This is a genomic window from Colwellia psychrerythraea (assembly GCF_000764225.1).
Classification (GTDB): domain Bacteria; phylum Pseudomonadota; class Gammaproteobacteria; order Enterobacterales; family Alteromonadaceae; genus Colwellia; species Colwellia psychrerythraea_D.
In genome coordinates, this window is record NZ_JQED01000055.1 from 511944 (window position 1) to 535335 (window position 23392).

Below are 23392 nucleotides of genomic sequence, written 5' to 3' on the forward strand. Positions count from 1 at the left end.
TTGTTGATGTATCAAAATTTACGCGATCCTATCAAATTTTAGCTATGTAGCCAACTTGTAACTAAGTGAAGTGGGGGTAAATTGAAGGAAGTTTCAACTTATCGACGTATATCATCTAATTAGGCAGCAATTTCCCACATTTTTAGCTTCTTATATAATAAAGAACAAAATTTGTTCTCAATGTTTTTAGTTGCTTAGTTATGTCTGTTTTAATTAAGTCTAAGGAATAAATGCCCTAAAGCTTATTGGGGGGTCACAATAATATCCCTATCAGTTAGACCAGATAAAATCGAAGAAAACCCAGGCTTTGAACTCTCTCCTAGTCGTACAAAGCGTCTTTGACTTTGGCCGTCAATTAATACGTTTACAAAATCAAGTTGACCGGCATGACTGACACTACTGTTTGGTACATAGAGTTTTTCGACATGACCTGCAGGAATTAATAAACGGGCATACATGCCTGGTAATAAGCTTTCTTGGTAGGAGATACTTACTTTTATTAAGAAACTTCGCGATCCGGTATTGGCAGCAGGCACTATCTCTTCGACTAAACCGGTTAACGTTTTTTGTATTGTGGGTAGATCTATTGTGATACTTTGTCCTTGCGTAAGTGTGAGAGCAAGTTGTTCTCGCACTTGTGCTTCAATGCGTAAAGACAGCGGATTGTATAGACTTAATAGTTTTTGGCCCGCTTGTGCAGTATTACCAGGCTCAGCAAATCGGTCTATAACTTTACCGTTAATGGGGGCACGAAGTGTGGCATAGCTTAATGTTGTTTGGGTTTGAGCTAAACTTTGTTTGGCCGCGGTGAGCTCTGCTTTAATACTTTGATAGTCCGCTTTACTCTTATCTAAATCAAACTGTGAAGCTATTTTTTTATTAAATAACTCTTTAGCTCGCTGAAAATTGCTATGTGCCTCCGTGTATCTTGCAGACATTGCATTAACTTGCTCACGCGCTTCAATAACACTTGATGACAGGTCATTATTTTCGAGTGCAATTAACACGTCACCTTTTTTTACATTGTCACCAGATCGAACGTTTATCTTTTTAATTCGCGCGAGCAACCTTGAAGAAATAATTGTTGCTTGTTTTGCTGTAATACTCGCAGCAATACTTTCAAATATTCTCTCCCTACTCTTTATTACCGTGTAGTTAGTCGAATTCACTATTGTGCTGGCTGGTTGCTCAAAACCTGGACGAACTTTACTGTTAAATGAGCCAGCTAACCAAGCTACCATGAGCAATAATATAATCAAGGCCAGTATAGGAATAATAATTTTTTTCATGGTTCTCTCTTGTTGAGTTTCACGACTGTTCATGATGAAGCCTTTCTGTCTAGTGCCTTTGTTGATTTGCTGTTTACATTACTAGCATCATCGAAAACTAAGGAATAAACGATAGGAACAACCAGTAAGGTAAATACAGTTGACGAGATAATGCCAAATATAATTGCAATGGCCAGTCCACTAAAAACAGGATCTAGGGTGATAATCAAATTACCTAATAGGGTCGTGCCTGCGGTCAGCAACACTGGCCTCATCCTTACAGCACCTGCTTGAATTAGCGCTTCTTGGATTGAGGCACCTTGTTGCTGAGCTTGGCTGATAAATTCAATTAGTATTAATGAATTTCTAACAACAATACCTGCGAGGGCAATCATGCCAATCATTGCCGTAGCAGTGAACAGGATGGGATCAGGGGAGCCTGCAATGTATCGTTCACCAAATTGATTTAACAAAAAGAAACCCGGCATAATACCAATAACTGTTAATGGAATAGCTGACATGATAATGCCTGATAAAGCCGCAGAGCCTGTTTGGATACGTAGCACAATAAATATCGCTGTTAGGGCGAAAGCAAAGGCTAGGCCCATATCACGAAAGACTCTAATGGTGATACGCCATTCACCTTCACCGCTAAATGAAAGTTCAATATCATCGGGTAATTGCCAAGTATTGCCACCTCCATTGGCTAAGAAGCTTCGATCTTGCCAATGACTCTGTTCGGTACTCCCCGCTTTCTCTAGACTGTTACCGGTTTGCTCTGATACTAAGTCACTATTTAGATCTGCTATCACTTCTGCTGGTGTTCTACCAGAAATGTCAGCAGTGACATAAACAACGGGTCTTAAATCTTTATGAAATATTGGTTTATCACGTGTATATTCAACAAATTCACCTAGTTCACCTAAAGACACCAAAGGTTGGGGCGCCATATCAATACCTTGGGGTGTGCTGGTTTGCACTATGCCTGCTTGTCCTTTCAAAGAGAGACGTTGTAAATCATTTAATGATTGGCGTTGTTCAAGGGGAATTTTGATATTGATGGCCAAAGGAGATGCTTCATTATCAAGGTGTAAGTATCCTGCAACGTCTCCCTTTATTGCCACGTTAAGTGTTTGGTTAATACTTGCCGTTGAAATACCTGATAATGCTGCTTTAGTTTTATCACTAACAAAGCGTAATCGTGTTTGCTCGCCGCCAGCAGTTGAGTCTACATCGACCACAAAGGGTTCTGCTTTTAGGCGTTGTTCAACTATGCCTGCAGCCTGTTGTAAGCTGTCATACTGGGTAAATTCATTGCCATATATTTCAGCGACCAGCGTACTTAACACTGGCGGTCCGGGCGGTACTTCTACCACGCGTATTTTAATATCGTTGTTATCTGCCAACTCACTATTTAACGCTGCTAATTGCTTTCGCATTCTTAATACAATGGCATGGGATTGGTGTTCACGTAGGTTTTTGTCAAGCAGTAGTACCCTCAAATCTGCAAGATAAGGGGCGTGACGTTGATAGTATTGCCTAACCATACCATTAAAATCTATAGGGGAGGGCAGTCCGACATAACTGGCAATGGCAGTTACTTCAGGCAGTCTCTGTAATATTACCGAGACTCTTTTGGCAATAGCTGCTGTTTGCTCAAGGGTTGAGCTTTCAGGCATATCAATGATGACTTGTACTTCATTTTTATTATCAAAAGGTAATAATTTAAGAGGAACCCAGCGCATTACGGGTAACAAAGCGGCAAGGATAAATAATACTAATACTAAGGCCAGAACTGTTTTACCTTTCGCACGACTATCTAATAGTGGGGTTAATAATTTACGATAAAAGTGTTGAAACCCATGCGATTTATCTAGCTTAGCGGAATCCGTTGAAGCACTTTTACCCTTAATGAATTTCCCAGCAAGCCATGGGGTAACTAAAAAAGCGACTAAAGTTGAACTGATCACACTGAGTGGAACATTAAAGGCCATTGGGGCCATATAAGGTCCCATCATGCCGGTAATAAATGCCAATGGAATAAACGCCAGTACAATTGTGACGGTAGACATTACTAATGGCACACGTATTTCGCTGATAGCAGCGACAATGGCGTCATGTATATTTTTAGTTTTGGCCTTGCCTTTTAATTTTGCCAAGTAGCGTTCAATATTATCGACGCCAGTAATAGGATCATCGACCAGTAAACCGAGTGATAAAATTAACGCGAATAAGGTTACGCGGTTAATTGTGTAGCCAAAAATCAAATCCAGAGATAAGGTGATGCCATAACAAATAGGCACTGCTAAACCAACTACCACGGCAGATCGCCAACCTAAGAACACGCCAATAAAAACGACTACAGTAAAAACCGCAAATGCTAGACTGGTGGTTAAATCATTAACTTTTTCGTTAGCGGTAGCGCCATAATCACGCAGTATTTGTACTTCAACATTGCTAGGGAAAATAGTGGACTGTAATTGTGCTATTTTCTTGTGCACTGCGGTGGCAACCGTAACTGCATTACTACCGCGTTGTTTAGCAATGCTGATGGTTACCATAGGATAGTCTGAAGCTTCACCATCTACTTGTTTGTTAGCATAATCTAACCAGGTGTAACTTGTTTGCTCAGCTGGTCCATCGAGCACATTGGCAATATCTTTTAACAAAATAATACTGCCATCGATAACACTAATAGGAGTTTCTTTTAGTGCATTAATATCTCGGTAGGTATCGCCACTTTCAAGGATTATTGATTGATGTGACAGCGTAAAGTTACCGTGATTCTCTAGTACATTTGAAACCTTAATCGCATTAAAAATATCACTCACCGTTACTTGTCGTGCGGTCATTTTTTCTGGATCGATGTGTATTTGAATTTCTCGTGCCCGTCCACCAACAACGTTTACCTCACTGGTACTTTCGATTGCTTGCAAAAAAGTCGATACTTCTTCAGCTAAGCGTCTTAAGGCGAAATCATCAACCTGTGTACTATCGGTGCTATATAACGCCAACATTACAATCGCGACATCATCAACTTCAACAGGCTTAACCCGCCAATTACCGACAATAGCAGGGATCTTCTCCGTGTTGGCATGTAATTTATTATAGGTATTTAACAGGGCTTGTTCACGATTTTCACCAACAGTAAAGCGCAGTGTAACCACAGATTGGCCACTATTACTGACGGAGTAAATGTGTTCCACGCCTTTTACTTGTGCTAATAATTTTTCAAGTGGTGTGGTAACTAAACGTTCTACCTGTTTGGTATTAACACCGGGTGCATCAACGATAACATCTATCATTGGTACAACAATTTGTGGCTCTTCTTCTCGCGGCGTAAAGTTAAGTGCCAGTAAACCTGCGAGAATTGATAATATCAATATAAAGAGGGGGATTTTGCTATTAAGTACTTTACTGAGTAATAGCGATGTAAATGTCGTTCTAATGGTCATTGTTAATTCACTGCTTAAACTTAAGCGTATTCCCTTAAAAAAGAGGCAACGAAGAACATGGTTTGCTCATTCGTCCTTGCAGGAGCAACTTTTCCTGAATTACCACTCTGTGTAACCAATGTCTTGCCGCTAAGCCTTTAAAATATTGCTACGCGAATACTTTACTATACGGGTTGGTATTATTCATCGCTACAAAACTTCGCATGTAAAACGCGTAATAACTCTTCTATTTTAGGATTTGCAATTCGATAAAATATCGTCTGGGATTCCCGTCTGGTCGTAACTATATTACTTTCCCTTAATTTGGCCAGATGTTGTGAAAGTGCTGACTGTGAAAGGTCAATACGTTGGTTTAAATCACCGACAGTCAGTTCATTGTCACTCAAACAACATAAAATCATTAACCTATAGGGGTTTGATAATTGCTTTAAAATTCCGGCAACTTCTGTCGCATTTTCTAATAGTTTTTCTTGTTCAGTAATCATAAGTTTATCCATTGGAGCCTATGCATTTTACTTTATACTTGTTTTCTAAATTAGTAAAGGCTAATATAGTTAATATTAGTAAATACTAATGTAACTTTAAAGGAAGGAATGATGACAATCAATGAGGCTCTTAGGTTAATTGCTGGCACTATGATTTTACTCTCACTATTTTTAGCGCTTAATTATTCTCAACATTGGCTATGGTTAACCGCCTTTATCGCTGTTAACTTAATGCAATCATCGTTCACTAAATGGTGTTTAATGATGACTATTTTAAAAAAGTTAGGCTTAAAAAGTCGGTCTTGATAGTAAAATGTCATTAGTACTGCATTAGACAATTGCATTTAGGCTAATTACCACACGGATTAATTTGTGTACTTATCTATAGAGGAATAAAGATGTTAAAAACGATACCTGAAGTCATTGCAAAAGCGAGAGAGTCTTTAACCATCATGACAGTTGAAGAGGCCATGTTGTTAGCCAAAGAAAAAAATGGTGTGGTTATTGATGTACGTGAGCCCAGTGAGTATGCTGAAAAATCAGCGGAGGGTACGATTAATATACCTCGGGGATTGCTTGAAATGAAAATGTTACAAAGATACCCCAATGAAGAACAAGCCATTTTTTTACACTGCGCGACTGGCGCACGAGCTATTTTTTCAGCAGAGCAATTGAAACGTGTAGGGTATCTAAATGTTACCGTAATCACCTCAAGTTTAGACGACATTTGCAATGCTTGGTGTTAGTTGGCTAGGAGCGTTTCAAGCTAGTATTACGCAATTTAATCGAAATTCTTTTTTTATTAACTTTAGTAAAGTGGAGTAGTAAATGGCCAACCCTGTTGTAATAGATTATTACAGTGATGTGTTATGTGTTTGGGCGTGGATAGCGCAGCGACGTAATGAAGAGCTTAATGACAAATTATTGGGCAAAATAGAGTGGAGATATCATTACCTAGATATATTCGGTGATGCGTGTAATAAAATACCTAATCAGTGGCAAGATAAAAGTGGATTTACGGGGTTTTCCAACCATATTCAAAAGGCTGCTATCCCTTATCCTGATGCGCCTGTTAATACGGAGTTGTGGAAAAGTGTTCGTCCTCATTCGTCGGCTAATCCACACCTTGTTTTAAAAGCTGTGGCATTAACATTGGGGGCAAATGTTAGTATAGATCTTGCGCTTTTATTTCGTCAGGCGTTTTTCATTGACGGCAAAGATATTAGTCATTTAAATGTACTATTAGGGATCATTGAAAAAGCGGGTTATAAAGCAGACGGGGTAAAACAATCGATAGATGATGGCAGGGCAATGGCAGCTTTGATGGCTGATTATCAACAAGCCAAATTACTATCTTTAAAGGGGAGTCCTACCTACATTATTGATAATGGCAGACAGGTACTTTATGGTAATGTCGGTTATCGGGTATTGTTAGCAAATATTGAAGAGCGATTAAAAACCCCTGTTAATGAAGCAAGTTGGTGTTAAAGACTACTGATTAATAGCACAATTTACATATGTTTATAAAGGCAAATTGATAAGCATATGTAGCGATAAAGCAGTGTGAATTATCATTAAAATCTTATACTTTAAGTAAATTTGGAATGGATCAAATAAAGGTAAATTGTTAAAAACAGTAATGTAAATTAATTTTTAATATGTTTAAATGAATAAATACATTATATGACTAGCCAGATGCAAAAATGATATTTAATTCAAAGAGTAAAAGAGAAATAAAGTCGCTTAAAGATGAGATAGAATCATTAAAAAAACAGAATCAATCCCTAGAGAATGAACTCAAACAAGCTAATGATGCAAATTATGAGCTTACTGAAGATATGTCTGGAACAGCAGCTAGATATCGAAATCAAGAAGAGCTGAATAAACTCTGGTTACAGTCTTCAACTTTGGTCGATCAAATTAGAGAGAGTCTTGCCACTACGTCTACAGAACTCATTGACTATAGAGATCAATTCCAATCATCTCAACAATTGTTTGACCAGATTATGGCTATGCTTACAACAACCATAAAGTCGACAACAGAGATAAGTAAAGATACCCATAATGCGTCAAATTCGGTCGACCAATTAAAGACAGTTACAGGTGGAATAAACGACTTTGTTAATATAATCAAAGGAATTTCAGACCAAACAAATTTACTTGCATTGAATGCAGCAATAGAAGCCGCTAGAGCGGGCGAACAAGGTCGTGGTTTTGCTGTTGTTGCAGATGAAGTAAGAACCTTAGCACAACGATCAGCTGAAGCATCTAATGAGATTTCTAACCTCATTGAGCAAGTTAATCAACAAATGGGTGATGTTATTCAGGGCATTCAAGAGGTAGGTGATAAGAGTGGCGAAATCAAAACAAGCACTTCATCTATAGAAGAAATTGCAAATAAAATAGTGCAACTATCTCAGCATATGTATACCGTCATTACTAATTCTACGTCGGACTCGTTTATTCAAACAGTAAAAATGGATCATGTGGTGTGGAAGCTTGACGTTTATAAAGTAATGTTAGGCATGTCAGATAAATCCCCCGATGACTTTGCAGACCATAGTATGTGTAGGTTGGGGAAATGGTATTATGAAGGTGAAGGGGCAAAAAAATACTCTTCTCGACAGTCTTTTACTAAAATTGAACAACCGCACGCTCAAGTGCATTTGAGGGGCATTGAAGCGTTAAAAGCGTTCAAATCAGGTGATACAGAATTAGCGGTTGAAAAATTAACCTTAATGGAGTCGGCAAGTTTTGAGGTAATAAAACTATTGTCTACGCTATCTCGTGAAATTGAACAGAAAATAGTGTTAACAGCGCATTAAGCACCGTTTTTGCATTTCACTCGGTTAATGATCGAGAAGAGAATTGAAAAGATAAAAATCACGACGTTTAAATAATGTATATGGCTCTTACTCACTAGGATTAAAAGCCATTTTTTGCATAAGAGACTTGAGAATATAAACTGTTAATACCCTCAATATTAGTGAACAAGTTTATTTTACAACCAGCTTGGCATAATATCTTGCTTGATAATTTCTTCATAGCTAGGACGTTTTTTTACCACAGCAAAGTCGCTACCCTTTACCATCACTTCTGGTGCTAACATACGTGTATTATAACTAGACGACATCACTGAACCATAAGCACCACTGCTCATGATCGCAATTAGATCACCTGCATCCGACTCATGGACTTGCCTAGCTTTAGCAAAAGTATCGCCTGTCTCACATACAGGGCCCACCACATCATAGGTCTTTAATGCGTTGTCATCCTTATTGACGGCAATAATTTGATGATATGCTTCATACATACTCGGTCTGATCAAATCATTCATTCCCGCATCAAGAATTAAAAATTGCCGTTCTTCACCTGTTTTTACAAAAACAACACTTGAGACTAAAATGCCTGCATTGCCTAATAACGAACGGCCTGGCTCAATAATAATTTTGCAATTTAGATGACCAAGTTGCGCCTTTACTAAATCAGCGTAGGTTTGTTTGCTCGGAATAACTTCATCAATATAGGTAATACCTAAACCCCCGCCAACATCAACAACACTAATTTCATGTCCATCCGCTCGTAGCTCAACAACAAGTTCTGCAATTCGTTGATATGCTTCTTCAAAAGGAGCCAAGCTGGTTAACTGTGAGCCAATATGTACATCAACACCTTGGACCTTGATGCCTGGTAATGATGCTGCTCGGTTATAGGCTATTCGAGCTTTTGAAATAGGGACGCCAAACTTGTTCTCGGCTTTCCCTGTGGAAATTTTTGCATGGGTTTGCGCACAGACATCAGGATTAATTCGAAAAGCAACTGCAGCCGTTTTGTTAAGGGAAGTGGCGACTTTTGATATTAATTCTAGTTCAGGCTCTGACTCAACGTTAAACTGGAAAATTCCTAGTGATAATGCGTAGTGAATCTCTTCTTCGGTTTTTGCAACACCAGAATAGACAATTTTATCTGCAGGAATGCCTGCGGTGATTGCACGGCGAATTTCACCCATTGACACCACGTCTGCACCTGAGCCTAATTTAGCTAAGGTGGCAAGAACGGCTTGGTTGCTATTGGCTTTCACGGCATAACAAACTAGGGCATCTTGGTTAGCAAAAGCGTTTTGATATGCTTGAAAACTTGTTTCAATGGCTGTGCTTGAATAGCAATAAAAAGGGGTTTGTACATGCTGAGCAATATCGCTAATAGCAATATCTTCAACAAACATTTTGTTATTTTTGTGCGGGAAATAGCTAACTGGAGTCATAGAATAATCATTGAGTATTGAGCAAACAGAATGTAACTAAATCTATGCTAACTTGTCGTACTATTCAAGGGCTAAGTGTAATATCGACAAGGTAAAATGTTATAGCTCATAACTTGAATCATTTGCGGAAGCTTTTCGTCAATATTATTCAAGACTTCTACTGTGAATTATGATTAGGTCCACTTTGGATGAAGCATAAATAACCTACAACCCAGTTAAAATCGGCTGAAGGTTATTGCCATGAATGATATCAAATTAAATCAAAGATACACTTAACTTAACTTAACTTAACTTAACTTAACTTAGCTGGGCAAGGGCTGATTTTAATTCATCTAAAATAACCGGGTTGCTGATTTCTTGCTTTTCACTATCGAAATTATCGAAGAAACTAGGGATCGAGACACTAGCTTTTACATCACCAGCAAAATAAGGTGCAGAGCCTGTTGCGGCAGTTAATACTGTTTGAGCGCCCCCTGGGCCGGGTGATGTTGCCAATAATATCATAGGCTTGTTCTGAAATAATTTCTGATCTATGCGAGAAGTCCAATCAAATAAGTTTTTATAAGCTGCAGTATATGAGCCATTATGTTCTGCAAAAGAAATGATAATGGCGTCTGCTTGGCCTAGTTTAGCAAAAAATGATTTTGCTGCTGCTGGTTGACCTAATAACGCTTCTTTATCTTGACTAAATAATGGCATTTCGTATTCATTTATATCTATTATTTCAACAGTCGCATTGGGTACTAATGAAGCGGCGTATGTCGCTAATTGCTTGTTAATCGATTTTGAACTGCTGCTGGCTGCAAAGGCTAATAATTTCATAATAATGCTTCCTATTGTATTTACAAATTAGATGATTTACTGGTTATACCCGTTACCATTCAAGAGGCATGTTTCAGAGTGCTAGAGCAATTTCAATTCAAGGCGCTGTGATGAAATAATGGTTGTGCCATTATAAGTCACAGCAACGATGGAGTAATGTTGCTCAAGCGCTTCTTTGATGGGCTTAAAATCACTTTAGTCGGCGTTAAATGATCAAATCATAGAATGACTATGCTTAAATTATTTGCCCTGCCTAACGTGGTTTTAATTCCCACTGAAATCCTGCACTTTGATAGGTAGTGAATATACAACTTTAGCCTAAACACGTTGATTCAGACTTAAACTTAATATGTAGCTAGTATATAGTTATAATTAAATGTAATTAATAGCCTCGAATGAGAAAAACTTTTTCCATATGACTCATAATAACGACTCTAAACTTTTTGATGGCATGGTGATATTTACTCAAGTAGTTGAGTGCGGAAGCTTCTCAGGTGCAGCAATAGCAACAGGTCACTCAAATTCTTATATTAGTAAAACACTTAATAAACTGGAAGCGCGAGTTGGCGTTCGTTTATTAAATCGAACCACACGATCGATTAGTTTGACCCCAGAAGGTCAAGTGTATTATGAACAATGCCAGCAGTTAGTTCTCGATGCACATGATGCGGTTTCTCTCTTAACGCAAAGTCATATAGAACCTAAAGGAGTGCTTAAAGTAAGCTGCCCAACGTCGTTTGCAGAAAATCACTTACAAGATGTGATGTCTACCTTTATGCATCAATATCCGAAGGTGAATTTAGTGCTAGATTTAAATGATCGCCATGTTGATTTAGTACAAGATGGCTTTGACTTAGTCATTCGTGCTACTAATAAGTTGGCAGAATCAAGTTTGGTGTGTCGTAAAATATATAGTTGCAAAGCCTATACTGTGGCATCACATGATTATTTAAAACGCTTTGGTCTACCGCAGTCACCAGAAGAATTGAGTGAACATCAGTGCCTTTGTTACAGTAATCTAAAGCAAGCGAATAAATGGGTTTACAGCCATAGTAATGGCACCGATAGTCAGGTTGAAGTGGAAGCCAAATTATTATGTAATAGTGCAAGTATGGAGTTGGCTATGGTGCTTGCCGGTCATGGTATTTGTCGGTTACCTGAATTTGTCATGGAAAAAGCACTAAGAGATAATAAGTTAACCGTGTTATTTAATGATTACATCACGCCAACAATTGACGTTTTTGCCATTTATCCCAGCCGAAAACACTTATCACCTAAAGTTCGGTCTTTTATTGATTTACTCGTTGAGAAAATGCCTCAAGCGATACAATAGCTGACTTTCCCTTGCTCAGTTATATTTAGTAGAAGCTCTCATGCATTGTGTTAGTAGAGTACAAAACTCATTAAGATCTCTGTCTATTGCTGTTTCAGGTAGGTATAAATGATAACCCAATGCCTGATGTAACAGTGCGCAGTGATGTAGGAATGCGGCTAGTGGTCCTGTTATTATTTCACCAGATGATAAAGTAAAGGGCTCAAAATTAATCAAGCTCTGTTCAAGGGGAAGTAACTTCTGACTCATTGCAAAAGCCACTAGAGGCTTTTGCTCGTGAATAAGCCGATTGGCCAAACGCGGTGATATTTTATCGGCTAACGAGGATAAATTTAATAAACGAATACCTATATAAGGAAGCTGTATTGTGGCGAGTCCTGACGTTTCGTTGATTAAAGAAATGCGTTGGACTTCTTGCCACTCAACCTGCCATTGCCCATACCTATGCTGATATTTTATGCCTGTAGGATTTAGGGATAAACTGTATTTAGGCTCAAGGTACTTTGCTAAACCAGTGATAAATATCACCAATGCGCATAAGTAAATAAAAATAATCACCAAATGAAACTGTCGCCAATAACCTTGGCTAAATATGAAGGTGAAAAGTGCGATAACGACTGACACTAACATTAAAAAAAGTGCGTGGTGATTACTTTGTGCTTTAATATTGATAACAGGTAATGGTCTAGTCATGATTACCTCTAGTGGACAACCATTTTGCTAAGTATAGTTAATATTTTGTTATTCAAATCAACGGCAGTTTTGTTTAATTAACTTAGTAAACCTTTTCTTTTGTTCTGCTAGTTGCTCTTCGCTTTGATAATTTCGCTCGCCATCAGCTGACATTAGGTAAAGGCGGCCACCTTGCTGATACAGAGCAAGTTCGCTTTTTAATTGATTACAATAACCTTTATTTTTTTGTTTTTGCTTAGCATTGCTTTGCGCTTTTTCTGCTTTAGCTTGTTTCGCTTTATTATAGTCTTGTTGCCACTGGCTGTTACTGCTAACAGGCTTTGCAATATTATTATTTTCACTTGGCTTTATTGTGGTAACTTTTTCGTCACTTATTGGTTTGTCGCTAAAGTGAACCTTGCCACTTTTATCAGTCCAAGTATAAATCTCTGCCATTGCACTAAATGGTAAACTCCAGCTTGCAGCCAGTAAAATAATGCTTATTCTTGTCAAGTTATCCATAAATTCCCTTTGTAACTTAATACCTGTAGCTTAATACTGTTAATATAGTGTTTATCGTGTAAATAAGAGCGCTAAATTATTCCTAGGTAGAAACCATAACATAGCTTAATTGGCTTGTGGCAGCTCACGAGGATGAATTTTGTAAAAAATTATGGGCACTCGTAACGCAATATGTCGCTTAAGTAACTCAAGGAATGCTTTAATGAAGGGATTATGTCTATTATTATTACTCACAGGGTTATGCTCTGTATGCCAAGCTGGGCAAATGTATAAATATAAAGATGCCAACGGCCATTGGGTATTTAGTGATAAACCACCTGAAAAAGAACAAGATTTTTCTACTTTACAGTTTAGTAGCCCGAAAAAAACAAGCTATAAAGTGCAACTGTATAATGTAAAGAACAAGAATGGTTATACTCTCTATGCTAAAAATGATTTTTATGCTCCTGTTGAAGTTGGCTTCACCCCGCCAAATAAGCAAACCCTTATCAGTAAAGTTATCCCTGCAAGAAGCCGTATTGCTCTATTTGATAGTAAAAATAAAACGCTGACAGTTGATTATCGTTGGGCTCTTGGGGATCCCAACAGTATTGCTGATAATTACCAATATCGTGCCCCTTTTAATTCACCTAAAGGGCATAAAATAACCCAAGCCTTTAATGGACAGTTTTCCCATACTAATGACTACAATAAATATGCAGTGGATATTGCAATGGATGTTGGTACTTATTTAACCGCAGTGAGAGCTGGTACAGTCGTTTGGGTTAAAGATGATTATCATATGAGCGGCAGGACTAATTATTTTTTAGACAAAGCAAATGTTATTAAAATATTGCATGATGATGGTACTTTCTCTTCTTATGCCCATATTCTCATGGACACTGCCATCGTAAAAGAAGGCGATAACGTTGCTGTTGGTGATAAGTTAGCTCGTTCAGGGTCGTCGGGATTTTCAACTGGGCCTCATTTACATTTTTCTGTCATTAAAAATTCAGGGCTTAAAAATATCGCTATACCATTCAAGTTTGTTGATGATGCAGGTATAGTATTTATCCCTAAACGTGCAATGATCATGGTTGGAGCAAGTAAGCTTTAATATGAGGAGTGTCATAGCAAGCAGGTTAATCAAGCGTCTTTTTAAATCGCATTGCCGCAATGAGTAAACCTAAGCAGGTAAAAGCAATTAACCAGATCATATCAAAATTCATTTCAATAACATCGACGTCACGTAATACGACGCCTCTAATCAAACGAATAAAATGTGTGGCAGGTAATGCTTCTGCAATATATTGCGCAGGCAGCGGCATACCTTCATAGGGAAACATAAAACCAGACAATAGTATTGAGGGCAGCAAAATAAAGATGGTCATTTGCATTGATTGTAATTGGTTTTTAGTTACGGTTGAGATGACTAGCCCGAGTACCAAACTCGCACAAATAAATAACAAGGTAGCAATAGCAAGTTGACTTAATCCACCGTTAAAAGGCACGTTAAAAAGCCAATAACCTAGCCCTAAAATAATGGCAACTTGAATAGCACCAATAAAAATATAAGGAAATATTTTACCTATCATCAATTCAATAGGAGCAAGTGGCGTGGTAATGAGCATCTCCATATTGCCACGTTCATGCTCTCTGACAATGGCTGCTGAGGTAAACATTATCATGGTCATCGTCAGTATAACTGCGACAAGTCCTGGCACTATGTTCACTACACTCCGTTGTTCAGGGTTATAAAGTAAGGTTACTTCAAATGTAGGGGTATTTCGGTTGGCGGGTTTATCAAGCAGCTCAACAAGCGGCATATTACGCAAACTTTTTATACTAGAGGCTATGACAGTATCAGAGCCATCGACTAACCATTGTGCAATGGGCCGACTGGTTTCTTGTTTACTTGAAGGTGGTAGGCCAAAGCCGACACTGGGATGTCGCACCAAACGTTGGCTTACGTCTTTTGGAATAATTAATACTGCCCGCACCTCATTACTATCTATCGCTTTTTGTGCCGCTTTTGTTGAGTGATAATTGTGAGTAAAAGTAATAATACCGGTTGCTGAAACGGTTTGTTGTAATACTCTGCTTAATGATGTTTGGCTATGATCAACTACGCCGACGGGTATGTTTCGTACATTGGTGTTAATAGCAAAAGCAAATAAAAGTAGCTGTACTAGTGGGATCATGATGACCATGGCAAAAGTCATTCTATCTCGTCTTAGTTGTAATAGCTCTTTCGTGACAATCGCTTGAATTCTCAATAGGGATGTTTTCATTATCGTGCTACCCCTTGACCGGTACAACTTACGAAAACATCTTCAAGGCTTGGTCTCACAATAGCTAACTTATCTGTCGGTTTAATACAGAATTGTCGCTGTAATAGGGCTACTGGATTTGCTTCAACTTTGCTAACTAACACACGTAAATGTGTGCCTAGCTGAGCTGCTGATATAATTTGTGGCAGCGTGGTAAGTTTGTCCTTTATATAACGTAAATCAGTTGCGGCTATCTCCACAACTTGTGCTGCCATATTATTCATTAATGCTTGTGGGGAGCCGTCTGCTCTTTTAATACCATTCTCTAAAATGGCTAGCTTGTGGCAACGTTCAGCTTCATCCATGTAATGTGTTGAGACTAATATTGTGGTGCCCTGATCACAAAGATCAAATAACTGTTCCCAAAATTCACGTCTATTTTGCGGGTCAACGGCTGAAGTGGGTTCATCTAAAAAGAGTAGTTTTGGTTTGTGTATAAGCGCTGCGGCAAGCGCTAAACGTTGTTTTTGACCGCCACTCATGCTGCCAGCAAGTTGTTGGCTTTGCTGTGTTAGTTGGTGGGTACTTAATAATTCACTTAAACGAGATTTTTGTTCGTTAGCTGTTAGCCCATAAATCTTACTAACAAATTGCAAATTTTCTTTAACCGTAAGATCATCATAAAGTGAGAACTTTTGTGTCATATAGCCAATTTCTAAACGCAGTTTATTGGCTTCTTTAGGTAAGTGACAGCCCAAGACGTTAACTTGACCACTTGTAGGCTTTAATAACCCTGTCAATAATCGAATAGCAGTTGTTTTTCCCGAGCCATTAGGGCCCAAAAAACCGTAAATAGTTTGTTTTTCAACCGTTAAATCCAATTCTGATAAAGCAGCTAATGAACCGAAATTACGGCAAAGATTTTTAGCGTTTATAGCAAGCTCACGGTGATAATTTGTATTATTGGCAGCGTCACGTGTGGTAAAAATCATGGCATTTGAACTTGTGCAGGCACACCCATAGGCAAATCTGCAGCGCTATCGGGTAATTGTATTTCGGCTAAATACATCAGATTGGCACGCTCTTCTTGGTTCAGAGCGAAATAAGGAGTAAAAGCAGGCTCTGAAGAGATCCAGCGTACGGTTCCGATGATAGGGGCGTTTAAGCCATCGACGTATACCGTTAACTTATCAGTAACTTTTATATGCACTCGGTAGGGCTCAGGCACATAAATTCGAGCAAAAGGCGCAGTGCCTGCCAAGATGATGGCGATAGGACTACCTTGTGTTACTCGTTCACCTAAATTCCACGGTAAGTTATCTAATATACCATCGCGTTTGGCGGTAATGGTTAAGTCATTGAGTTTTTTGGTTTCGCTATCAAGCACCGCGATGCTTGTTGCTAAAATAGCGTTGGCAATTTGTAAGTCTTCAATGCGAGCGCCATTGATAAGTTGTAATAGTTTTTCTTGTGCATTGTGAAGCTTAGCTGTATTTTCGTCACGCGAAGCAAGGGCGTTATCTAATGTTGCTTGACTTGCTAGATCTTTTTTAATCAGTATGTTTACTCGTTGATAATTAGCCTCGCTTTTTACCAGTGCCGCTTTAGCGCCAGCTACTTGCGCCGTAGCAGCGGCTACTTCCTCTTCACGAGCACCATTGTGTACTTTCTCTAAATTTGCCTTAGCTTGCTGCATTTCTGCTTGGGCTTTAGCAACAAGCGCTTTTTGAATAGTATCATCAAGTTTTACGAGTATCGTGCCTTTGCTTACTTGGCTTCCCGTATTGATAGGTAAAGCGATGATGACTTCACTCACGGTCGCAGTGTGAGCTATACGCTCTCGCTCTAATGTACCTAAGGCAAGGCCAGGTTTATTGTTATCACAGGCATTGAGTAATATTAACGAAATAATTAGTATAAATAATCTAGGCAAAGTATCGGGAAATTTCGCAGACATGAATATTTATCTCATTGAAATGTAGACTAGTTTTTAGTTTAATCTCAATGAGTTTAAAGTCAATTTTTTCTCGAATGTTGAATTAATACTGATTAGATATGGACTGAGTTGAGCATGGTATTAATTGACTGTATAGGTATAGTCAAGTGCCTAATTACAGTCATTAATTATATTGTTGCTCAAAATAACTCTCGATAATTAGCCTTGCCGATTCGGCATCAATATTATCTTTTTTTAAATTCTTGAAACCACCTCGAGCAAATAATTGCTCTTTAGCATCGGCGGTGGTTAACCGTTCATCTTGAAACTCTACCGGGATTCCAAAACGACCATGGACTCGGTTGCCAAACTTTTTGGCATCAAGGGTAAGTTGCTGCTCACTACCGTCCATATTGAGTGGTAGTCCAATGACAATAAAGTCAGGTTGCCATTCCTTTAGAAACTTGGACAAATTATCCCAATGTGGAATACCGTCAACAGCCTTCACTGAACCAAGTGGTGTAGCACTACCTGTTATTTCTTGACCTACAGCAACACCAATATATTTTTTACCAAAATCAAAGCCAATAACAGTGCGTTGGCCAATGGGCGATTTAGTTTTAGTCGACATTTTTTTCCTTGAATGGTTCATCGTTATAGTCGTCTGCTTATTTAGCAAAGTTACTCAACCGTTATACAGTCAACTGAAAGAGTTGCGATTAAGCATGGCCAATATCGCTAGATAAATGAGCGATATCAATCCCCAATTTTTCAGTAGCTTTTTTCCAACGCTGTTCAATGGGCGTTTCAAAAAGAATTTCAATATCAGCGGGTGTCGTAAGCCACGAATTCGCTTGTAATTCTTGTTCTAGTTGACCGGGTCCCCAACCAGCGTAACCTAAAGTAACTATAAATTGTTCTGGGGCCTTTTGCGTGCCCAAAGACATTAGGATATCTTTTGAGGTAGTGATCATTAGTTCTTTACTCAATACCAATGAACTACTCCAGCCTGGTTGTGAACGATGCAATACAAAGCCTCGCTGTTGTGCAATAGGGCCACCTGAAAGTACTAGCTGCTCTAAGCTATTGCTGATATCAGTGACAAGCGTAATATCATTCATATCATCATTGTTAGTTAACTCACTGCTTTGGCTTAGGTTATCAGGTTTTTCATTGTCTTCAGGTTCTATTTGCTTGAGTAGATCCGCTAAGGTGATATTAACAGGTAAGTTGATGATCAGACCCATGGCGCCTTCTTCATTGTGCTCACAAATATAGGTCACCGTTTTGTTAAAATAGGGATCACCTAGAGAAGGCATGGCAATCAATAGTTGGTTTTCTAAACTCATCATCGATTGAGACGGATCTATTTCTGCACCGCTTTTGAGTGTTGCTTTTTGTTGTTTTTCCATGCAATTTCAACTTTTATTTTGTGATGTTATCTTCAATAGCATCCATTAGTTTACCACTGATATTGATTGGGTAAGCTGCTTCAATTTCACGGATACACGTAGGGCTTGTGACATTGATTTCAGTAACTTTATCACCAATGACATCTAAACCAACAAAGTATAGACCACGCTTTTTCAATTCTGGGGCAATGGCATCGGCAATAGCTTTATCACTTACGCTAAGAGGGCGGGCTACACCACGTCCACCAGCAGCCAAATTACCGCGAGTTTCACCCTGAGCAGGTATTCGTGCTAGACAGTAAGGCATTGGTTCGCCGTTAACAATCAGAATACGTTTATCACCATCTACAATTTCAGGCATAAACTCTTGCACCATGGCATATTGCTCACCATGATTAGTTAAGGTTTCGATAATGACACCTACGTTGGCATCATTTGCTTTAATGCGGAAAATTGAAGCGCCACCCATACCATCAAGAGGTTTAATAATAACGTCTTGTTGTTTGTCATGAAATTCACGAATTTTGTCACTACTTCGCGTAACCAAGGTTTTAGGAGTGAATTCGCTAAACCAAGCCGTAAATAACTTTTCATTACAATCCCGTAGGCTTTGCGGTTTATTCACAATGAGTGTACCTTCAACTTCAGCACGCTCTAACAGGTATGTCGCATAAATAAATTCAGTGTCAAATGGCGGATCTTTACGCATCAGTACTGCATCCAATTCACTCACAGCTATATCTTGTGGCTCAGATAACTCGTACCAATGCTCGCTATCATCAAACACTGTTACTCGGTGTGTTGTTGCGCGACATTGGCCTTGCTCAAGGTATAAATCTTTCATTTCCATGTAGTAGAGTTCATAGCCACGTTGCTGTGCCTCGAGCATCATTGCCATTGATGAATCTTTTGCTACTTTCACTTGTGAAATAGGATCCATTACTATGCCGAGTTTTATTACTTTATTTGTAGTCATTTTTTATCCTGTTCAATATTAATTTTTAACGCTGTCGTTGAGCAAAACAACAATAAATTTAGTGTAAATCACCGAAGCGGCATTGCAATGCGGTAATCGCCGTTAATGCGGCAGTTTCAGTACGTAATACTCTTGGGCCAAGAAGTACGTCGTGAAAATCACTGTCATTGGCTTGAGTGATTTCTTCATCACTAAGACCACCCTCAGGGCCAATAAGCAATCGAACACGTGTATTCTCTACCGGTAAACTCATGATGGAATGCTGAGCTTTTGGATGTAAATTGATTTTTAGCGCAGTGGTTTTTTGCTTTAACCAATCAGCTAATAACATAGGCTCTGCCACAATGGGTACGCTTGCGCGACCACTTTGTTCACAAGCACTAATGACTATTTTTTGCCATTGCTGACGTTTTTTCTCAAGACGCTCTGCATTTAGTTTAACTCCGCAGCGTTCGGTAAATAAAGGCGTAATGGTATTTACGCCCAGCTCTACCGATTTCTGTAAAGTAAAGTCCATCCTATCACCACGAGAAATACCTTGTCCTAAATGTATGTTTAGCGGAGATTCACTATTATTTTCTTCTTGGGAGATGATTGTTACATCAGCTGATTTCTTACTGACATTACATAATGTTGCTGTGTATTGAAATGCCTCTTCACCATTAAATAATGTAATTGTGTCACCAGTCTTTAGGCGTAAAACTCGTACTACATGACCAAACGCATCATCAGATAATGGCATCGTTTCGTTAAGAGTAAACTGACTTTGTTGAAATATTCTTGGGTTACGCATAATAGGCTTAATGGAAAATCATGATTATTAAACTAAAATAAGGGCGACAAGTGCAAAAAACAATGCATTAATCTATAAATGTATAAAGTTGTACTGTTTATTGTTTTCATTTGACTAGCTACGAAAATACTTGTAATTTCTTAAGTAATATAAATAAAAAGGATTAACAATGAAAAAAATTATACTTACCACGCTTGCGGCCAGTGTATTTTCTTTAGGACTCGCAGGACAATCAGCTATCGCTGGTGAAATGATCTCTGTGGATAAAAACTTTGCTAGCCCAATTATTTCATTAAGTGGATACGATAAAGTCTATGTACAAGACTTAGACATTTCCCACACCAAAATTATTTCACCTCCTTGGATCGACAAGGAAAGTTTCGAGTGGAAAGTCACTGATAGTAACCGCGTTCATTTGAAAGCACGCTTTAAAGAAGGTGTTGAGAAAGGCTTAACCGAGAATAACGGCCGTTACGAAATTGTAGAGAAGGAAGGTAAGGGCGTACTGATTGTTGATGTAGAAATTATTAGTTTTATGCCGTATGCCTCACAAGAAGATACTGAAACAACAACAAAAGGCTCTGGTGAGTTCCACTTATCTGTTCACTTACGTGATGGTAAAACAAGAAGTCTGATTCATATCTTTGAAGGTACACAAGCCATTGGTAGTGATTATCAACCAAATACTGCGATGGAAAGAGCTAAAGATGCCAAAAATCTATTTAAAGCTTGGGGTAAATCGTTACGTAAAAAACTTGATGCTGCTAACTAGTTCGAGCAATGACAATAGGTTAAATTAAACTAAAAAACCAGTTTACATACTTGATAAACTGGTTTTTTTACCCGTTGAGTTTGTGAAAGCCCGTATCTTGATTGGACAGAGCTTAATCTCTATAGAGGGCTACTATAAGTTTGCTGCTTTACGTAAATCGTCTGCTTTATCCGTTTTTTCCCAGCTAAAAGCGGTGAAGGTATCATCGCCAACCGTCATTTCAAATGGCTCACGACCAAAGTGACCATAGGCCGCTGTTTGCTGATACATTGGATGTAAAAGATCTAACATTTTAGTTATGCCATAAGGGCGTAAGTCAAAATGTTCACGTACAATTTCAACTAGTTTCTCTTCAGAAATTTTGCCAGTACCGAAGGTATCAATAGAAATTGATGTCGGCTCAGCAACGCCAATGGCATAAGACACTTGAATTTCACAACGATCTGCAAGACCTGCCGCAACAATGTTCTTAGCAACATAACGGCCAGCATACGCGGCGCTACGGTCAACTTTAGAAGGGTCTTTACCAGAAAAAGCACCGCCGCCATGACGAGCCATGCCTCCGTATGTATCAACAATAATTTTACGGCCGGTTAATCCACAATCGCCTACTGGACCACCAATAACAAAACGACCTGTTGGGTTGATATGATACTTGGTCTCTTTAGTTAATAATTCTGCTGGTAATACATGGTTAATAATGTTTTCCATGACAGCATTAACTAAGTCTTCTTGCTTAATATCAGGATTATGCTGAGTGGAAAGAACAACAGTATCAATAGCAACCGGTTTATCATCTTCATAGATAAAAGTTACTTGTGATTTTGCATCTGGACGTAACCAAGGTAACACACCCGATTTACGTGCTTCAGCTTGACGTTCAACTAAACGATGTGAGTAATATAATGGTGCAGGCATTAGTGTCGGAGTTTCGTTGGTTGCATAACCAAACATTAAACCTTGATCACCTGCACCTTGTTCTTCTGGTTTGCTGCGATCTACGCCTTGAGCGATTTCAGGCGATTGTTGACCAATTAAATTCATGATGCCACAAGTTTCGCCATCAAAACCAACGTCTGATGAGGTATAGCCTATTTCACTAATAACGTTACGGGTAAGTTTTTCTAAATCAACCCAAGCATTCGTTGATACTTCACCAGAAATAATAGCAACACCGGTTTTTACCATAGTTTCACAGGCCACACGGGCATATTTGTCTTTGGCAATAATGGCATCTAATACCGCATCAGAAATTTGATCGGCTATTTTATCCGGATGGCCTTCAGAAACAGACTCGGAAGTAAAAAAATGTTTAGACATAAATCCTCAGAAAAATTTGAGTTATACAAAATAATGGGGCGATTCTACACCTGTTGAAAACAACTTTCTAGCTTTTTTACGCCTAGACGGCTAAACGTCTCTAGATTTTTATGATTTTATTGAACTAGCGTAAGTTATTGCTAGATTTCATCGTAAGCAAATGACTTTGTTAGGGGCATAGTGCATATAAAGTAAGTGGCTCTTGCCATAGTTTACTAAATATTTTTTCTTGCTCTTTTGTCTCAAGAGAACTGTAAAACTGACATTGTCCTCGTTGGGTTTTGCATGCTTCGATTTCGTTTTCAGCTAATTTCTTCGATAATTGCACTGTCACTGGTGCGGCTGTTTCTATAATGTTGACTTGCTGACCTGCAATAAGGCTAATTTGTTTTTGAACAAAGGGATAATGAGTACAGCCAAGTACTAAGGTATCTATACCTTGCATAATTAATGGCTCAATATATTGTTTCAATAAGCCATTACATTCCTGGCTATTTTGTTTGTCTTGCTCAATAAATTCAACTAAACCAGGGCACGGCTGAATGATCACATTGGCGCCATTGTGGTGTAAGTCAATTAAAGTTTTAAAACGTTTATTCTCGCTTGTTGCTTGTGTCGCTAGAATGGCCACTTTTTTACTGATACTTTGTTTTGCCGCGGGTTTAATTGCTGGCTCAACACCAATGATTGGAATCTTAACTTGTGCTCTTAGTTGCTCAATGGCGTTCACGGTTGCAGTATTACAGGCAATAACTATCGCTTTCACGCCTTTAGCAATAAGTTGCTTTGCAATGAGATTAACCCGCTTAATAATGAAATCAACAGACTTTTCACCGTAAGGAGCGTGAAGACTATCAGCAAAGTAGATGATATTTTCATGGGGGAGTTGCTGGGCAATGCATTTAGCAATTGACAATCCGCCAACGCCAGAATCGAAAACGCCAATAGGAGCTGAGTCGCTGGATATATTTCGGTTGGTTTTATGAGTGATAATAGTTTTTGCTCAGCCAAAGTAAATAGGTTGTTCGAGTAAATTGTATTGCTTTTATCAGCCAAAAAGCAATACAATTAATTAAGTAAGGTTTTTTGTTTATATAATTGCGGCTTGAAGTA

General features: G+C 38.6%; 23 protein-coding genes. 7 read left to right on the forward strand and 16 right to left on the reverse strand.

Going from position 1 to position 23392, the window contains the following annotated elements:
- Positions 1-242 precede the first annotated feature (242 nt).
- The 3 genes from ND2E_RS01595 to ND2E_RS01585 all read right to left on the reverse strand — a co-directional run bounded on the left by ND2E_RS01595 (position 243) and on the right by ND2E_RS01585 (position 5208).
- Positions 243-1322, reverse strand: coding sequence for an efflux RND transporter periplasmic adaptor subunit (locus tag ND2E_RS01595; RefSeq protein ID WP_033095702.1), 1080 nt, complete (start codon positions 1320-1322; stop codon positions 243-245).
- Entirely contained in the window at positions 1319-4723 is a 3405-nt protein-coding gene (locus ND2E_RS01590; protein WP_033095703.1) for an efflux RND transporter permease subunit, read from the reverse strand. Before ND2E_RS01590 ends, ND2E_RS01595 begins: the two co-directional genes overlap by 4 nt.
- A gap of 179 nt (positions 4724-4902) precedes the next feature.
- Positions 4903-5208 (reverse strand): ArsR/SmtB family transcription factor, encoded by a 306-nt coding sequence (locus ND2E_RS01585; protein WP_033095814.1) that lies wholly within the window; start codon positions 5206-5208, stop codon positions 4903-4905.
- A 108-nt stretch (positions 5209-5316) separates the two neighbouring features.
- Here ND2E_RS01585 and ND2E_RS01580 point away from each other — a divergent pair, with 108 nt between their 5' ends.
- The 4 genes from ND2E_RS01580 to ND2E_RS01565 all read left to right on the forward strand — a co-directional run bounded on the left by ND2E_RS01580 (position 5317) and on the right by ND2E_RS01565 (position 8033).
- Complete coding sequence (locus ND2E_RS01580) at positions 5317-5514, forward strand: DUF2892 domain-containing protein (protein WP_395858453.1); 198 nt, start codon at positions 5317-5319, stop codon at positions 5512-5514.
- Positions 5515-5606: 92 nt separating this feature from the next.
- Positions 5607-5954, forward strand: coding sequence for a rhodanese-like domain-containing protein (locus tag ND2E_RS01575; RefSeq protein ID WP_033095705.1), 348 nt, complete (start codon positions 5607-5609; stop codon positions 5952-5954).
- Between the two features lie 82 nt (positions 5955-6036).
- Positions 6037-6696: a DsbA family oxidoreductase gene (locus ND2E_RS01570; RefSeq protein ID WP_033095706.1), complete on the forward strand. Its 660-nt coding sequence runs from the start codon at positions 6037-6039 to the stop codon at positions 6694-6696.
- A gap of 215 nt (positions 6697-6911) precedes the next feature.
- The gene (locus ND2E_RS01565) at positions 6912-8033 is read left to right on the forward strand and encodes a methyl-accepting chemotaxis protein (protein WP_033095707.1); all 1122 of its coding nucleotides are present in this window, start codon (positions 6912-6914) and stop codon (positions 8031-8033) included.
- A gap of 176 nt (positions 8034-8209) precedes the next feature.
- Here the strand turns inward: ND2E_RS01565 and lysA are convergent, their stop codons facing one another.
- Together lysA and ND2E_RS01555 are read right to left on the reverse strand one after the other, a co-directional pair.
- Positions 8210-9472: a diaminopimelate decarboxylase gene (gene lysA / locus ND2E_RS01560; protein ID WP_033095708.1), complete on the reverse strand. Its 1263-nt coding sequence runs from the start codon at positions 9470-9472 to the stop codon at positions 8210-8212.
- A gap of 297 nt (positions 9473-9769) precedes the next feature.
- Positions 9770-10294 (reverse strand): NADPH-dependent FMN reductase, encoded by a 525-nt coding sequence (locus ND2E_RS01555; protein WP_033095709.1) that lies wholly within the window; start codon positions 10292-10294, stop codon positions 9770-9772.
- A 415-nt stretch (positions 10295-10709) separates the two neighbouring features.
- Here ND2E_RS01555 and ND2E_RS01550 point away from each other — a divergent pair, with 415 nt between their 5' ends.
- Positions 10710-11627 carry a LysR family transcriptional regulator gene (locus ND2E_RS01550; protein ID WP_033095710.1) on the forward strand — a complete coding sequence of 306 codons (918 nt, stop codon included), beginning with the start codon at positions 10710-10712 and terminating at the stop codon, positions 11625-11627.
- A 15-nt stretch (positions 11628-11642) separates the two neighbouring features.
- Here ND2E_RS01550 and ND2E_RS01545 read toward each other — a convergent pair whose 3' ends face one another.
- Together ND2E_RS01545 and ND2E_RS01540 are read right to left on the reverse strand one after the other, a co-directional pair.
- Positions 11643-12320, reverse strand: a complete 678-nt coding sequence (locus ND2E_RS01545) for a DUF2982 domain-containing protein (RefSeq protein ID WP_033095711.1) — start codon at positions 12318-12320, stop codon at positions 11643-11645.
- A gap of 57 nt (positions 12321-12377) precedes the next feature.
- Positions 12378-12821 (reverse strand): DUF4124 domain-containing protein, encoded by a 444-nt coding sequence (locus ND2E_RS01540; RefSeq protein WP_033095712.1) that lies wholly within the window; start codon positions 12819-12821, stop codon positions 12378-12380.
- 202 nt (positions 12822-13023) lie between these two features.
- On the opposite strand from ND2E_RS01540, the gene ND2E_RS01535 reads away from it, so the two are divergent.
- Positions 13024-13917 carry a peptidoglycan DD-metalloendopeptidase family protein gene (locus ND2E_RS01535; protein WP_033095713.1) on the forward strand — a complete coding sequence of 298 codons (894 nt, stop codon included), beginning with the start codon at positions 13024-13026 and terminating at the stop codon, positions 13915-13917.
- Positions 13918-13942: 25 nt separating this feature from the next.
- Here the strand turns inward: ND2E_RS01535 and ND2E_RS01530 are convergent, their stop codons facing one another.
- The 7 genes from ND2E_RS01530 to rsmE form a co-directional block, all read right to left on the reverse strand.
- Positions 13943-15091 (reverse strand): ABC transporter permease, encoded by a 1149-nt coding sequence (locus ND2E_RS01530; RefSeq protein WP_033095714.1) that lies wholly within the window; start codon positions 15089-15091, stop codon positions 13943-13945.
- A complete protein-coding gene (locus tag ND2E_RS01525; RefSeq protein WP_052056997.1) occupies positions 15091-16062 on the reverse strand; it encodes an ABC transporter ATP-binding protein in 972 nt (323 codons plus the stop codon). The genes ND2E_RS01530 and ND2E_RS01525 overlap by 1 nt, the downstream gene beginning before the upstream one ends.
- Entirely contained in the window at positions 16059-17027 is a 969-nt protein-coding gene (locus ND2E_RS01520; RefSeq protein ID WP_033095715.1) for an HlyD family secretion protein, read from the reverse strand. The genes ND2E_RS01525 and ND2E_RS01520 overlap by 4 nt, the downstream gene beginning before the upstream one ends.
- 163 nt (positions 17028-17190) lie before the next feature.
- Positions 17191-17637: a Holliday junction resolvase RuvX gene (gene ruvX, locus ND2E_RS01515; RefSeq protein ID WP_033095716.1), complete on the reverse strand. Its 447-nt coding sequence runs from the start codon at positions 17635-17637 to the stop codon at positions 17191-17193.
- Between the two features lie 88 nt (positions 17638-17725).
- On the reverse strand, positions 17726-18358 hold the full coding sequence (locus tag ND2E_RS01510) for a YqgE/AlgH family protein (protein ID WP_033095816.1): 633 nt from the start codon (positions 18356-18358) through the stop codon (positions 17726-17728).
- 73 nt (positions 18359-18431) lie between these two features.
- On the reverse strand, positions 18432-19394 hold the full coding sequence (gene gshB / locus ND2E_RS01505; RefSeq protein ID WP_033095717.1) for a glutathione synthase: 963 nt from the start codon (positions 19392-19394) through the stop codon (positions 18432-18434).
- Positions 19395-19452: 58 nt separating this feature from the next.
- On the reverse strand, positions 19453-20187 hold the full coding sequence (gene rsmE, locus ND2E_RS01500) for a 16S rRNA (uracil(1498)-N(3))-methyltransferase (protein ID WP_033095718.1): 735 nt from the start codon (positions 20185-20187) through the stop codon (positions 19453-19455).
- A gap of 169 nt (positions 20188-20356) precedes the next feature.
- Here rsmE and ND2E_RS01495 point away from each other — a divergent pair, with 169 nt between their 5' ends.
- Positions 20357-20959 (forward strand): DUF3313 family protein, encoded by a 603-nt coding sequence (locus ND2E_RS01495; protein WP_033095719.1) that lies wholly within the window; start codon positions 20357-20359, stop codon positions 20957-20959.
- Positions 20960-21091: 132 nt separating this feature from the next.
- On the opposite strand, the gene metK is transcribed toward ND2E_RS01495, so the two are convergent.
- A complete protein-coding gene (gene metK / locus ND2E_RS01490) occupies positions 21092-22279 on the reverse strand; it encodes a methionine adenosyltransferase (RefSeq protein ID WP_033095720.1) in 1188 nt (395 codons plus the stop codon).
- Positions 22280-22448: 169 nt separating this feature from the next.
- Positions 22449-23273, reverse strand: coding sequence for a glutamate racemase (murI, locus tag ND2E_RS01485; protein WP_317628139.1), 825 nt, complete (start codon positions 23271-23273; stop codon positions 22449-22451).
- Positions 23274-23392 lie beyond the last annotated feature (119 nt).

Bases quoted from the DNA above. Each gene is read 5' to 3' on its own strand.
- ND2E_RS01595 (WP_033095702.1), bottom strand. From the start codon at position 1,322: ATGAACAGTCGTGAAACTCAACAAGAGAGAACCATGAAAAAAATTATT.
- ND2E_RS01590 (WP_033095703.1), bottom strand. From the start codon at position 4,723: ATGACCATTAGAACGACATTTACATCGCTATTACTCAGTAAAGTACTT.
- ND2E_RS01585 (WP_033095814.1), bottom strand. From the start codon at position 5,208: ATGATTACTGAACAAGAAAAACTATTAGAAAATGCGACAGAAGTTGCC.
- ND2E_RS01580 (WP_395858453.1), top strand. From the start codon at position 5,317: ATGATGACAATCAATGAGGCTCTTAGGTTAATTGCTGGCACTATGATT.
- ND2E_RS01575 (WP_033095705.1), top strand. From the start codon at position 5,607: ATGTTAAAAACGATACCTGAAGTCATTGCAAAAGCGAGAGAGTCTTTA.
- ND2E_RS01570 (WP_033095706.1), top strand. From the start codon at position 6,037: ATGGCCAACCCTGTTGTAATAGATTATTACAGTGATGTGTTATGTGTT.
- ND2E_RS01565 (WP_033095707.1), top strand. From the start codon at position 6,912: ATGATATTTAATTCAAAGAGTAAAAGAGAAATAAAGTCGCTTAAAGAT.
- lysA (WP_033095708.1), bottom strand. From the start codon at position 9,472: ATGACTCCAGTTAGCTATTTCCCGCACAAAAATAACAAAATGTTTGTT.
- ND2E_RS01555 (WP_033095709.1), bottom strand. From the start codon at position 10,294: ATGAAATTATTAGCCTTTGCAGCCAGCAGCAGTTCAAAATCGATTAAC.
- ND2E_RS01550 (WP_033095710.1), top strand. From the start codon at position 10,710: ATGACTCATAATAACGACTCTAAACTTTTTGATGGCATGGTGATATTT.
- ND2E_RS01545 (WP_033095711.1), bottom strand. From the start codon at position 12,320: ATGACTAGACCATTACCTGTTATCAATATTAAAGCACAAAGTAATCAC.
- ND2E_RS01540 (WP_033095712.1), bottom strand. From the start codon at position 12,821: ATGGATAACTTGACAAGAATAAGCATTATTTTACTGGCTGCAAGCTGG.
- ND2E_RS01535 (WP_033095713.1), top strand. From the start codon at position 13,024: ATGAAGGGATTATGTCTATTATTATTACTCACAGGGTTATGCTCTGTA.
- ND2E_RS01530 (WP_033095714.1), bottom strand. From the start codon at position 15,091: ATGAAAACATCCCTATTGAGAATTCAAGCGATTGTCACGAAAGAGCTA.
- ND2E_RS01525 (WP_052056997.1), bottom strand. From the start codon at position 16,062: ATGATTTTTACCACACGTGACGCTGCCAATAATACAAATTATCACCGT.
- ND2E_RS01520 (WP_033095715.1), bottom strand. From the start codon at position 17,027: ATGTCTGCGAAATTTCCCGATACTTTGCCTAGATTATTTATACTAATT.
- ruvX (WP_033095716.1), bottom strand. From the start codon at position 17,637: ATGTCGACTAAAACTAAATCGCCCATTGGCCAACGCACTGTTATTGGC.
- ND2E_RS01510 (WP_033095816.1), bottom strand. From the start codon at position 18,358: ATGATGAGTTTAGAAAACCAACTATTGATTGCCATGCCTTCTCTAGGT.
- gshB (WP_033095717.1), bottom strand. From the start codon at position 19,394: ATGACTACAAATAAAGTAATAAAACTCGGCATAGTAATGGATCCTATT.
- rsmE (WP_033095718.1), bottom strand. From the start codon at position 20,187: ATGCGTAACCCAAGAATATTTCAACAAAGTCAGTTTACTCTTAACGAA.
- ND2E_RS01495 (WP_033095719.1), top strand. From the start codon at position 20,357: ATGAAAAAAATTATACTTACCACGCTTGCGGCCAGTGTATTTTCTTTA.
- metK (WP_033095720.1), bottom strand. From the start codon at position 22,279: ATGTCTAAACATTTTTTTACTTCCGAGTCTGTTTCTGAAGGCCATCCG.